Below are 12190 nucleotides of genomic sequence, written 5' to 3' on the forward strand. Positions count from 1 at the left end.
TTTTTGCGTCATGGGTTATTCTCCTACGTCTATTATATCGTAGTAGAAACCGTGTCCATGTTTTTAGACTAACACCAGAAACCGTAAATCTATAAAAATGGACAAATTGTCTCATACAACTATAACTTTATTTTGTATAATAAACAGGTATACAAGAGAGGAGCTCTTATCATCGATACAGTAACCAAACATAGTATTTTTTCTGGGATTGTTTTTGGAATATTGCTAATCATTTCAAATTTCGCCATTGATCCAGTAAAAAGTTCGCGTATTATTCCAATGGTTGTTTTTATAGTATGTGCCAGTATAGTTATGGGGCTGTAGTTCTTTGGTATGAAAAACATTTTGAAATTAATTAGTCAACATTAAGTTAGATAACTAAACATTTTGAGGAGAAAAATTATGAAGAAAAATGATTTATCAAAATTCGTAAAACTTAGCGAATTAGAACTACAAGAAATTGATGGTGGTCGCAATGGCTTTAAAGAAAACTTAGCTGGTCTTGCTTCAGCAGGTTTAACAGGTGCTGAAGCTGGTTCGTTTTTTGGACCATGGGGTACAGCTATTGGTGCTGGATATACTGTAGTTGGATGGACTGCTGTCACTGCTGCGACAGGTGGCTTTTAAAAATCTAAGAAACTAAGGAGGATAAAAATATTATGAACGTGTCGCAAACAAATATTAAAATTTTAACATATCAAGAATTACAAGAAGTTGATGGTGGAAATCGTGCTGGAAATGCTTTTGTTGGTGGGGTTGGTGGTGCAGCAACAGGCGCACGATTAGGTGTTATAGGTGGACCATGGGGTATAGCAGGTGGTGCAGTAGCAGGAGCATTAATTGTTGGTGCAATAGGGTATTATGGATAATGTTTGATATACTGAATACTAGTCTTAAAATCATAGTAGGAATACTCGTAATCATAGGCTTTATTGGCTCCATTATTGGCCAATTCGGGCACAATAGCAATAAAGAATCAGCCAAACTATATGGAGATTTATCACTCCTGTTTATGGGAATAGGGTTAACTATCTGGCAATTAAATTATGGAACAATTTTTATTGTAGCAATAGCATCCTTTTTAATATTTATTCGTGAAAAAAAAAGAAAATGATTTTTACGCAACAAAAATCAAGCCAACATTATCATTCTTATACCAAGTAACAGCACTTCACCTATTATTTATAGCTTGGAACGCTGTTTTCTGTGATCATCGTTTGTTAATTGTTCATCCACGCATGTTACTTTCGATGACATTTTAAACCTAATAATTTATGCTGTGCGACTTCCTTTCCATGGATAAAGAAAATTCTAAAAAAACTACGGTCATTAAAACATCGTAGTTTTTTAAATTAGTCTATAATGTTATGAATATCTGTTTGAAATACATGACATATATCCATAAGAGTGTCGATATCTGGAACCCTAAGACCTTCTTCATATTTCGCTACTGTCGATGCGCTAAGTCTTAACTCTTCCGCTAAGTCACGCCTAGTATATCCAGACAATTTGCGCAATTTAACTAAATTGGGAGCAATGTCTTGAGATCTTCCGGCTGAAATTTGAGATAAATCTTCATTGCTTATTTTTTTGTAATGATTTAAGTTAACCATTTGAACCTCCTGAAACTAAATCTTTATAATAATCAAACTGAGATCACAAAACATTTGTTTATTTCTGCTATATTCGTAATTCTAATTGACTTTAATCTTATCTGAAAAAAACCGTCTGGTCTATTGATTTAGAAGCATTATATTTGGCTAAACCATATTCTGTCAACTTCAATTGTTCGTCTTATAATGAATAACTTCATAGCAAAATGATACGGCACCTATTATTAACTCAAGCACCAAAATAAGTATTTGAATGTGTGTGAAATTATTTCTTAAAAAAACTTGTCCCCCACCAAATGTTAAAATTAAGGTAATAAATAGACATCATTTTTTCATGGCATCTCCCTTCTATATGATATTAGCCTTCTGTAATTTATAGTTTATCAAATTGCAACCCCTAATTTTTCACTTATTTATCAAATATCTTCCTGAAATATATTAGTGACTTTTATTACTTTTTGTGGTAATGATTAAAAAAATAGTGACGTGAAATGTAAGCCATGTCTTCCAAAAGATTATGATACAATCATTATCACATTCAATTTATGAATAAATTGTAAAATGAAGTCATTTTTTGTCTAATAATGACATAGTTTCTCCTTGTAATAAATACAATATTTCAATTATTGTGCATAATATCACTAATTTACATTGAAACCTATTATATTTAATGTATAATATAATTATTGCATTAATTTTTTATGGGGGGAACAGCATAATGACTATTGGGAATCAAATTAAAAACTTACGTACAGCGCATAATCTAACGCAACAAGAATTTGCCGCAAAGATTTATATTTCCTATCAATCTATATCCAACTGGGAAAATCATCATAGTTATCCATCCACTGAAATTATGTTACTCATCATTGATACATTTGATTTACCATTAAACTATTTTATGGATAAGGATATTGACCCCACGACAAACCAAGAGGAAACACTCATTCTGTCATCCTTTTTAAAATGTATGACCACCAGTCGCGATGAAGCCCCTACTTTAAAAGTGATTCAACAATTATCTGGTTTACCAGCCGAACGTGTCCAACATTACTTTCCTTCTTATGATGACCTAGTCTACACCCTCATCAATAAAGTTGATCAAGATATCAAAATCAGAGTAGAAAAACGGTTATCCGACCATGAGAGCGTGTTGGCCATATTTATAAATGATATGACACCACTACTTTATCATAAAAGAGAAACCCTACATCTTTTATACACGCGCCCCTATATTAAAGGTGTCTGGACCCAATTTATTAAAGCGAAATATCAATCACTTCTCATCAAATACAATCCGCAGATAAAAAAGAACGATCTCGATACTGCCTATTTAATCGAAACATTGACCACTTTTATTTCGATTTGGTTAAGTCGACCAGAAATTGAACCATTAGATCAATTCCAACAACGGATCACTCATTTGGTGAATCATTCGATGTCGTCTTGGCGATTGTAAATCAGTCATGTAATAATATATTTACGATCAATAAAAAAGCATTAAAGCCTTAACGTATGTTAGGTTTTAATGCTTTTTTCAACTTTTGATAGCTACTAAGGCTACCGAAAATAAATACCAATATACCCGACCAAATGAATGCAAAAACAATCACTTTATGCCAATTAAATGCTTCGTGTAACACGAATACTGCCATCAACAGTTGAATCGTGGGGTTCAAATACTGAATAAAACTTAACGTAATGAAGTCAGTATTTTTATTTGCCACAGCGAAAAGTAGTAACGGAATCACCGTTATAATACCACTCATGATTAATAGTATGGTAATTCTTGACCCATCTTGCGTCATCACATGTGGCGATAACAGTAGGTACACAAACGCTATAGGCGCAACAATAACTGTTTCTAATGCCAATGAAATCGTTGCAGGCAAAGGCACCTGTTTTTTGATCAAGCCATAAAAACAAAATGAAGCGGCCATTAATAACGTATTCAATGGTAAGGATCCCGTTTGAATGGTTAGGATAATGACACCAATAACCACCAGAATCAGTGCAATGATTTTAGAACGTGAGAGTTTTTCATGCAAGAACATCACTGCTACAGCAACATTCATGAGCGGCATGATGTAATAGGAAAGACTTGCTTCAGTTGCTTGCTGATGCGTTACCATAGTGATATATAAAAACCAATTGATTGAAATCAGAAAGGCGCTCAGTATAATCCAACCAATTTTACGATTATGAATTAAGGTCACAATGACATGCCAGACCTCAGGCCAACTTTTCTGAACTGTTAGCACAATGCTAATGGTGACAAGAGACCACACAATCCGATAGGCTAATGTATCCATCGCCGGCACAACACTTAGTAGTTCCCAAAACACCCCCAGTAATCCCCACATAAAATATGCTGCAAATCCTGAAGTGATACCCAAACGTTTATTTTCCATGATAGTATGCCATCCCAAACTAAGATATAATCACTATCATACCATCGTCATGAAAAAAAGAAAATACAAAGAGTACACCAGCAAAAAACAGAAATATATTTTTTTTGCTATTTATCATGATTCCGAAAAATCAAACTGTGGTACAGGATTTTTAAAAATATTTGTCTTGTATACAACAATGACAAAACCAATAACCAACCAAATTAAACCTGTTACCTTAGCTTCTGATGCCAAGCTCAAAAATATCCATAAACTAACAGAAAATCCTATCAATGGCGATACAAGATATTTAACAACCGTTGTCCATTGTTTATGTGGATTTTTAATATAAAAATGCCAGATAACAGCAATATTAAGTGATAGAAAGCCAAACAGTGCACCAAAACTAATTAAATTCGATACTGTTGTTAAAGAAATAGATAAAGAAAGTACTGCAGATATGATACCAACAAGTATGATTGAAATCCAAGGCGTATTGTATCGTGGATGCAAATAAGCTAACGGTCTTGGTAAAATACCATCACGGCCCATAGCGTACAAAATTCTTGATATTGCTGTCTGCCCTTCTTGACCACCGGCTAATCCAAATGACAAAACCAAAGTCAATTCAGCCAAATGAACTAACCAATTACCACCGACTTTTTCAAGAATGCCTAAAAATGCAGTATCCGGATTTAGTTTACTATAATTTGGCGCTACGAATCCTGCAAAAATCGTTACAATAACAAATAATGAACCAATCAAAATAATTGATAATACAATTGCCTTACCCACCGATTTTCTAGGATTGTTAGCCTCTTCTGATAGCGTACTAATCGCATCAAACCCTAAGTAACTAACAATCACAATACCAGTAGCTTGTACCACACCTTTTAAATCAAAGTGATTCGCATTGTACAATGAACTAACATTGAAACTAATTGTTCCCTTACTTAATGCAATAATTGTCCCAATTAGAAAAGCAATTAACACAATCGCTTGTAAGCCAAACAATAGCCAACTAAATTTAGAAACAACTTTAATCCCCAATAAATTAATCACCGTGTTGATGACAGCAATACCGATAATCCAAACCCAAAAAGGCGTACCGGGTAATAATGATTGCCCAAAAGACGCACTAATCAAATAAGTAATCACTGGTATTAAAATATAATCAAGTGTGATACCCCACCCAGAAAGAAAACCTAACAACGGGTTAGTCCCTTTCTGAACATAAGTATACACAGAGCCCGCGTAAGGAAACTCTTTCGCCATACTAGCGTAGCTAAATCCCGTAAACAGCATGGCAATCATACCGATTAAATAAGCTAAAGCCACCATCCCGTGCGCTGGCGCTAAAAATGACCCATAAAAAGCAATAGGTGCCACTGGAATCATAAATATAATGCCATATACGACTAGGTCTTTTGTAGATAAGGATCTTGATAATTTCACTTTACTCTCTGACATATCACACTTCCTCTGGTACTATTGCAAACACTCTGGCAGGAAATCCAGGCGCGTTTTCTGCTTTGGGTACAGATATTGAAATTAATGCACCTGTTGCTGGTACTTCATCCAAATGGGACAATAATTCAATTTGATAGTGTCCTTGACTTAGCACATAATATTCACCCGCAAAACCTGTTTCAGGTTGCAAAATGGCAGGATCCGTATCAAAAGTTTCGTGGCCATTGGCCACCGCCTGGCGTTCTTCATAAATATATTTCAGTGCATCCACTGACCAACCCGGATAATGATTTTGACCATGAGCATCTTGATTTTCAAATGATTCTTGTGATGGCCAACGCTTTGACCAATCTGTTCGTAAGGCAACAAAAGTATTGGGCGGAATCGTACCGTATTCTGACTCCCACTGTTGAATATCTGCAACCGTTAAAATATAATCAGCATTTTGAGCAACTTGATGTGATTGATCGATGACAACCAATGGTAAAAATAACTCTTTTAATTCGATATCGGAATCATAAACATCTTGATTTTTCTCAAAATGTACTGGTGGGTCAATATGCGTGCCATATTGACCGGGAAATGTATATTGCTTAACGAAAAAACCATCTTCGTGAGTAAATAATGTTTCAAATTTTGCAGCAGAAAATGCCGGAAAATGCGGACTGTCTGGCCCAAACTCGTGTGTTAAGTCTACCCACTTAAATTGTTTTAATTCTGTTAAAAGATCGTCTAATTTGTTCGTCATAGTCTATTCTCCAATAATTTTTTTAATCACCCAGATCATGCTATCGCTGTCTACAATGCATCTAACGTTGGCACAACTGATTGTTTATTTGAAAATCTTTCAATACGCTCATTGTTTGAGTTAAAAAATGCATCCGGACTACCCGCAAATGCTACTTTTCCCGTCTCCAAAAATATAATTTTATCAGCGATGGCACGAGCAAACGCCATATTATGTGTCACAATTACTAATGCCTGTCCTTGGCGCGACAATTTCGAAAGGACCCGCAGCACATTAGCCTCCGACTCAGGATCCAATGCAGAAGTTGGTTCATCTAGCAGTATAAATTGTGGCTTCATCGCCAATGCTCTAGCTATGGCAACACGTTGTTGTTGCCCACCAGATAGTTGTACAGGATAGTAATTTTCATAGTCAGATAAACCCACTTGTTCGAGCAAGATTCGAGCATCTTGCGCCGCCTTAATCTGAGATTTTTGTAAAACTGAAATTGGACCCTTAATCACATTGCCCAAAACAGTGAGGTGTGGAAATAGGTTCCAAGATTGAAATACCATGGACGTTTGTGAACGAATTTTTTGTAGTTGCTCATGTGTATAACCATCTTCAAATTGAATCGTAGCAGATGAAATGCTTAATGTGCCTGAATCAGGGACATCAAGTAAATCAAAAGTGCGTAATAATGTTGATTTTCCCGCACCCGAAGAACCTAAAATGACTGTCGTTTGATTATCATCAATCGTTAATGACACATCTGATAATATTGTGTGTTTCCCATATGATTTATTTAAGTGATCAACATTAATCATTGTTTTCTCCTAATAGCGCCGATGCTTTTAGATAGCGAGAGGTTCTTTTTTCCAAATATTTTTGAAGAAATACCAAAATTGTTGAGAAAAAAGCATAAATCACAGCAACAATTGAATACATCAATAATGGTTGATAATTTTTCGCAGTAATTTGCTGTGTTATCGCAAACATTTCAACAATTGTAATAGTTGATGCCAACGACGTATCTTTCACTAAGCCAATAAATTCATTAGATAACGGTGGTAATGCAATACGTATAGCTTGAGGAAAAATAATTTCAAATATCGTCTGTCTTCTAGATAGTCCTAAAGTTGCGGCTGCTTCCCATTGTGCTTGTGGCACAGAATCCAAAGCAGCGCGCACAGTTTCTGAAGCATATGCGCCAACGTTCAAACTAAACGTAATGACCGCAGCTGGAAAAGCACCTATTTGTATTCCCGCACTAGGCAACCCATAAAAAATAATAAACAACTGCACGAGTAAAGGTGTCGAACGAAACAACCAAACATAAAAACTTAAAACAACGTCAGTGACACGCCACAGAAAATAAATCATCCCCTGCTGTCGTTTCGGTTGTTCACGACGTAGTAATGCAACTACCGTCGCAATAATTAAACCCAATATAAAAGAAAGTATTGATAGTGTCACAGTATACTGCAGTCCAGCTAGCAATATTTGCGGTGTTGAATCAACGATTATTTTCCACACGATGCCATCTCCTTGACTACTTTTGAGTTAGATCAGAACCAAAGTATTGCACTGATAACTTTTTGATCGTACCATCATCACTTAACTGCTTTATTGCCTGGTTAACTTGCTTTTGAAGCCCTTTGTTTTTTTGATTCAAAAGAGGGGCAATTTTTGCTGCTGGACTAGCTGAAGTCGGCACTTTAATTGCTTTTACAATTTTTGCGTCTTCAGGATTGTCTTTGATGTACGTTGCAAATGCACCTTCGTCATTGAAAGCCCCTTCTGCTCGTCCTTGCTTAATCAAACTAACCGTATTGGTAAATTCACTTGAAGCAATGGTCTTAGCGCCAAATTTTTTAGCAACGGTCTCGTTATTTGTACCAACACCTTCTGCTAATGTATGTCCCTTAACATCTTTATAGCTCTTTAATTCTTTATTGTCTTTCTTCACTACCAATACTTCTCTTGAGTAAAGGTAAGGTGTTGCAAACAAATATTTTGCCTGACGCTCTGGCGTAATCGCAACATCGTTAAACACAACATCAAATTTGTTAGCACCTATACCAGCAATGAGGCCATCCCAAGCTGTCGGTACAAATTTGGCTTTCAAGCCTGATTTTTCAGCGACTTTTTTAGCAAGATCCACTTCAAATCCCTTGAGCTTACCGTCTTGTCGATATGAAAATGGCGCATACGTGCCCTCCAAGCCAATCGTCAATGTCCCTTTTTTGACAAGTGATGTTTTGTCGCTATTGTCTGCTTTTACTGCACGATTATGGTGTACGCTGTAGCCACCACCAAGGACAACAATAGCAGCAATAATTAACCCGTAGATCCAATTCTTTTTCATGATAGTTTCCTTTATTTTTGTATTTGAGAAAATGCTTGTTTTAAATCATTAATTAAGTCATCTGCCGACTCTAAACCAATCGCAATACGAATTAATTCATTTTTGCCACCAAGTCATTTGATTTAAGATTAAGTACTAATTTGATTAATATTGTCGATTTATCGATCAAGACGAACAACCGTCACACTATTATAAATTAATCGGGTTCAGTTTTAATTCTTTCAATAAGCGAATAGCATTTTTTTCAAAAAATTCACTACCAGCCATAATCACACCATCATTTGCCTTAAAACGAGAATTATGTAAATTAATAGTTTCTCCATTACCAATATTGACGTACACCCCTGGTGTTGCCACTTGATAGCATGCAAAATCATCACTACTTAAAGCGGGTTCTTGCTCATAAATGGGGGCAAATTTACTCGTTTCATCTTTTATAATGTCCACTAACTTAGCATCATTATTAACAGATGGATCGCCTTCATACCAATCTATATCCGTACTCACTTGATGCGCTTTCGCAGTGTAGTTGACAACATCCAGAAAACGTTTTTTTATGATTTCTCTCGCTGATGCGCTAGCTGTTCGAACTGTTCCTTCAAAAAAGGCTTCTTCAGGTAAAATATTCCATGTGTTACCCACATTCACATGGGTAATGCTCAGTACGCCTGCCTCAAAAGGATTCAAATTACGACTGACTATTGATTGTAATGCATTGATTTCAGCACCTAGGGCAACAATTGGATCATATCCTTTTTCCGGTTTAGACGCATGTGTTCCTAAACCACGTAAAGTCACTTTAAATTTATCAATTGCGCCATTGAAAATGCCTGATCGCATACCAATTTCACCGAGTGCTTGATGTGGTGTATTATGAAACCCTAAAATAGCATCAACATTTTGTAGTTGACCATCCTGAATCACTTGCAACGCACCTTCTTTATCCTCTTCTGATAATTGGAAAATAAGTTTAACCTTACCTACTAATTGCTTTTCTTGTTGTTTTAATAAATAAGCTGCACCTAATAGCGCGGCTATATGCGTATCGTGACCACATGCATGCATCACACCAGGCACTTTCGAACTAAACGCCACACCCGAATTTTCCTGAATTGGCAAGGCATCAATATCTGCTCTTAGACCAACTACTGGACCTGGTAATGCGCCAATTTCTGCAAAAACACCAGTTTTCAAATTAGTAGGTAAAATCTTTATACCCCAATCTTGCAAAATTTCTTTAATTTTAGCTGTTGTTCGCACTTCATTATTAGCAAGTTCAGGGTACTGATGAAAGTCGTGCCGATAAGCAATTAATTGTTTTTCTAATTCACTTTTTGATAGTTTCGTCATGTTTCACTAGCCTCTCTTGTTTTGCAAACCCTTGCAATAATAATGTTAGTATATATGACCCATTGTTAGACATTTTTATACCAAATAATTAGTCGAAAACCAACTGTGTTTCTCCTAAATTAATTGTCTGCTGATGCTTTGCCCCAGTAAAGTGAAGCGATGTCAAATGGTTTGCTTTTCCTACTATAAATTCAAAAATTCTTTCGCCGATTGGCACAACAAATTTCCCATGCTCCTCTGTGGCAACACTATCAATTAAAATAGCCCATTGTTTCGCAACCTGTAACGGGTTACTCACCTCAAAAACAGCTTTGGCAACCTTCACCGGACCAATGGGATGTGTTTGTATTAATTTTTGTTCTATTAATTGCTGTTTTCTATCTTTATCTGATGTTTGCCAGTCAATAAAAAATGGGTATGGTAGCCCTGCAATATCGTCATTAATAAAAAAGATACGCCATGTTATCAATTTATTTTGCTCATTGCGCCGCTTGCCCTCTAAAATGGGACCAACAGTCACACCTGCTGATTCTATACGTTTTCTAATATTCTCTAAATCATTGGTCCGAATTGCGACTGTATTGAATCGTTGTCTCTCTTGATTAAAGTCTTGCAATGAATCATACACAGCTGCAGCACTTTGGCGATGAATTAAACTTGCTTTTTCTTGATCGAAAACACTAAGCAATTCAATATAATTAATACCAAAATATCCTAATGCATTGGCCGTTCCCCAATTTTCGTGCCGACCACCTAATTTAAAAACAATTCCCGCGTCGGCAAAAGAATTAATGCTTTTTGCCAAGTCTGATACATTAATCATCGTGTGATCCCAATCTATTAACGTCATATAGTATTCTCCTAAACTCTCAATTGTGCATTAATTTTTCTTTTTACTGATTATGCGACAATTATTTACTTGTGATCAGAAATCACCCAATAGTTATCTTTATTATGTGCTGCTAAATATTTTTGAAACGCTTTCGACTGATAGGCTTTCTTAACGTCAAGCGTCCATTGTTTATTAGTATTTTCTTTATTTGTCGCAGCAACAAGCTGGTAATCGCTGCGAATATTTTCAGCCAATAATATTTTCCGTGTCGAAATTTTTGCGTTATACGCAACGGAACCAGGTAAAATAATATAATCAAAATCTTTAATTGTACGTGGAATAGTTGCTGAATCTAATTCTGTTATTTTTAAATCATACTTATTAGTCGCAATGTCTTGCGTTGTTGCCTGAGTTGCTACAGTCCCTGTTTTAAGTGTGATCCACCCAGCTTTGACAAGCAGATTATAGGCACGAGCTGCGTTAGCCGGATCGTTTGGAATGGCAACGCGGTCACCAGAACTAATTACTTTTAGTGATTTTTTATTTCCTGGATAAATACCTGTGGGAACTGTTGGTATCTTAGTCAATGCAACTAAATGTGCGTTTTTCTCCTGATTAAAATTCTTAAGATAAGCAGTATGCTGATCAACATTCAGATCAATCTGATTATCACTCAAAGCAATATCTGCGTTTAATAAATTACTAAACGATTTATTGACAACATGGTAACCCTGTTCTTCAAGAATTGGTTTGATTCCTTTGATAAATAATTCACTGTAAGGGCCCGGAGAGCTACCTAACTTAATCGTTTTTTTCGTGCTAGTCGTTGGCGAATTTGAAGATTTATGCGATAACAATCCACCCGCAGCTATTGTAATCAAGATAACAATTACGGCTAATGTCACTGCTTTATTTTTTTTCATAGCATTTTACCTACTTATTTATTTAACAATATTTTCAACATCAAAAAACAAAAAAAGTCCCATATTTCTTGTAAAAAACACAAGAAATATGGGACGAAAAAGTCGCGTTACCACCCAAATTCTATAAAGTATCACTACTTCATACTTGCCAGGTACGTCTGAAGAGATACCCTAACGCAGTAACGGGCGCACCCGAGTGGCATTTACTAGACAGCTCATACCACTATTCACTCCAAGACCATTTTCAAATTCATTGTAATGCTAACTTTCACCAGATATTAGCTCTCTTAAATTACGCACAAAATTTACTCATCTTTTCAACGTTATATTTTTTATTTTATTAATCATTCTTTACCGATTACCAGATCAACACTAATTAATTAGATAAATAGCTGATTGGCTTTTTAACTTCAATTTTTGTGTTGTCAAACTTGCGACTATGAACTGAACCCCTTGAATTGGAGGAAATCTAATTCAAGGGGTTTTACTCATTATGGCCAAATATACCATCGCTACC

At 35.8% G+C, this 12190-nt stretch carries 13 protein-coding genes, 1 pseudogene and 1 other annotated feature; of the genes and pseudogenes, 3 read left to right on the forward strand and 11 right to left on the reverse strand.

The annotated features are described in order from the left end of the window. Window positions 1-402 precede the first annotated feature (402 nt). Together K5Q14_RS09385 and K5Q14_RS09390 are read left to right on the forward strand one after the other, a co-directional pair. Entirely contained in the window at window positions 403-627 is a 225-nt protein-coding gene (locus tag K5Q14_RS09385; RefSeq protein WP_220735452.1) for a Blp family class II bacteriocin, read from the forward strand. Window positions 628-659: 32 nt separating this feature from the next. Continuing rightward, the gene (locus K5Q14_RS09390; RefSeq protein WP_220735453.1) at window positions 660-869 is read left to right on the forward strand and encodes a Blp family class II bacteriocin; all 210 of its coding nucleotides are present in this window, start codon (window positions 660-662) and stop codon (window positions 867-869) included. 483 nt (window positions 870-1352) lie between these two features. Here K5Q14_RS09390 and K5Q14_RS09395 read toward each other — a convergent pair whose 3' ends face one another. Continuing rightward, window positions 1353-1613, reverse strand: a complete 261-nt coding sequence (locus K5Q14_RS09395; RefSeq protein ID WP_220735454.1) for a helix-turn-helix domain-containing protein — start codon at window positions 1611-1613, stop codon at window positions 1353-1355. Between the two features lie 718 nt (window positions 1614-2331). Between K5Q14_RS09395 and K5Q14_RS09400 the strand changes: the two genes are divergently transcribed. After that, the gene (locus K5Q14_RS09400; protein WP_220735455.1) at window positions 2332-3072 is read left to right on the forward strand and encodes a helix-turn-helix domain-containing protein; all 741 of its coding nucleotides are present in this window, start codon (window positions 2332-2334) and stop codon (window positions 3070-3072) included. A 49-nt stretch (window positions 3073-3121) separates the two neighbouring features. On the opposite strand, the gene rarD is transcribed toward K5Q14_RS09400, so the two are convergent. The 10 genes and pseudogenes from rarD to K5Q14_RS09450 form a co-directional block, all read right to left on the reverse strand. Continuing rightward, entirely contained in the window at window positions 3122-4024 is a 903-nt protein-coding gene (rarD, locus tag K5Q14_RS09405; protein WP_220735456.1) for an EamA family transporter RarD, read from the reverse strand. Between the two features lie 114 nt (window positions 4025-4138). Then, on the reverse strand, window positions 4139-5473 hold the full coding sequence (locus K5Q14_RS09410) for an APC family permease (RefSeq protein WP_220735457.1): 1335 nt from the start codon (window positions 5471-5473) through the stop codon (window positions 4139-4141). Between the two features lies 1 nt (window position 5474). After that, window positions 5475-6221 carry a cyclase family protein gene (locus K5Q14_RS09415; protein WP_220735458.1) on the reverse strand — a complete coding sequence of 249 codons (747 nt, stop codon included), beginning with the start codon at window positions 6219-6221 and terminating at the stop codon, window positions 5475-5477. Window positions 6222-6271: 50 nt separating this feature from the next. Then, entirely contained in the window at window positions 6272-7027 is a 756-nt protein-coding gene (locus K5Q14_RS09420; protein WP_220735459.1) for an amino acid ABC transporter ATP-binding protein, read from the reverse strand. After that, window positions 7020-7736, reverse strand: coding sequence for an amino acid ABC transporter permease (locus tag K5Q14_RS09425; RefSeq protein ID WP_220735460.1), 717 nt, complete (start codon window positions 7734-7736; stop codon window positions 7020-7022). Before K5Q14_RS09425 ends, K5Q14_RS09420 begins: the two co-directional genes overlap by 8 nt. A 16-nt stretch (window positions 7737-7752) precedes the next feature. Beyond that, complete coding sequence (locus K5Q14_RS09430) at window positions 7753-8568, reverse strand: transporter substrate-binding domain-containing protein (protein WP_220735461.1); 816 nt, start codon at window positions 8566-8568, stop codon at window positions 7753-7755. Between the two features lie 11 nt (window positions 8569-8579). Beyond that, window positions 8580-8666, reverse strand: a pseudogene (locus K5Q14_RS09865) (hypothetical protein); the annotation flags it as partial. Window positions 8667-8757: 91 nt separating this feature from the next. Beyond that, a complete protein-coding gene (locus K5Q14_RS09440) occupies window positions 8758-9918 on the reverse strand; it encodes an amidohydrolase (protein WP_220735462.1) in 1161 nt (386 codons plus the stop codon). An 88-nt stretch (window positions 9919-10006) separates the two neighbouring features. Continuing rightward, on the reverse strand, window positions 10007-10768 hold the full coding sequence (locus tag K5Q14_RS09445) for a VOC family protein (protein WP_220735463.1): 762 nt from the start codon (window positions 10766-10768) through the stop codon (window positions 10007-10009). A 65-nt stretch (window positions 10769-10833) separates the two neighbouring features. Further along, complete coding sequence (locus K5Q14_RS09450; RefSeq protein ID WP_220735464.1) at window positions 10834-11673, reverse strand: MetQ/NlpA family ABC transporter substrate-binding protein; 840 nt, start codon at window positions 11671-11673, stop codon at window positions 10834-10836. Window positions 11674-11759: 86 nt separating this feature from the next. Next, window positions 11760-12003: a binding site (T-box leader), on the reverse strand. Between the last annotated feature and the right edge of the window lie 187 nt (window positions 12004-12190).

Origin of the sequence: Leuconostoc inhae, assembly GCF_019656015.1 — a bacterium.
In the GTDB taxonomy this organism is placed as follows: domain Bacteria; phylum Bacillota; class Bacilli; order Lactobacillales; family Lactobacillaceae; genus Leuconostoc; species Leuconostoc inhae_A.

Coding starts and splice junctions, on each gene's coding strand:
- K5Q14_RS09385 (WP_220735452.1), top strand. CDS start 403: ATGAAGAAAAATGATTTATCAAAATTCGTAAAACTTAGCGAATTAGAA.
- K5Q14_RS09390 (WP_220735453.1), top strand. CDS start 660: ATGAACGTGTCGCAAACAAATATTAAAATTTTAACATATCAAGAATTA.
- K5Q14_RS09395 (WP_220735454.1), bottom strand. CDS start 1,613: ATGGTTAACTTAAATCATTACAAAAAAATAAGCAATGAAGATTTATCT.
- K5Q14_RS09400 (WP_220735455.1), top strand. CDS start 2,332: ATGACTATTGGGAATCAAATTAAAAACTTACGTACAGCGCATAATCTA.
- rarD (WP_220735456.1), bottom strand. CDS start 4,024: ATGGAAAATAAACGTTTGGGTATCACTTCAGGATTTGCAGCATATTTT.
- K5Q14_RS09410 (WP_220735457.1), bottom strand. CDS start 5,473: ATGTCAGAGAGTAAAGTGAAATTATCAAGATCCTTATCTACAAAAGAC.
- K5Q14_RS09415 (WP_220735458.1), bottom strand. CDS start 6,221: ATGACGAACAAATTAGACGATCTTTTAACAGAATTAAAACAATTTAAG.
- K5Q14_RS09420 (WP_220735459.1), bottom strand. CDS start 7,027: ATGATTAATGTTGATCACTTAAATAAATCATATGGGAAACACACAATA.
- K5Q14_RS09430 (WP_220735461.1), bottom strand. CDS start 8,568: ATGAAAAAGAATTGGATCTACGGGTTAATTATTGCTGCTATTGTTGTC.
- K5Q14_RS09440 (WP_220735462.1), bottom strand. CDS start 9,918: ATGACGAAACTATCAAAAAGTGAATTAGAAAAACAATTAATTGCTTAT.
- K5Q14_RS09445 (WP_220735463.1), bottom strand. CDS start 10,768: ATGACGTTAATAGATTGGGATCACACGATGATTAATGTATCAGACTTG.
- K5Q14_RS09450 (WP_220735464.1), bottom strand. CDS start 11,673: ATGAAAAAAAATAAAGCAGTGACATTAGCCGTAATTGTTATCTTGATT.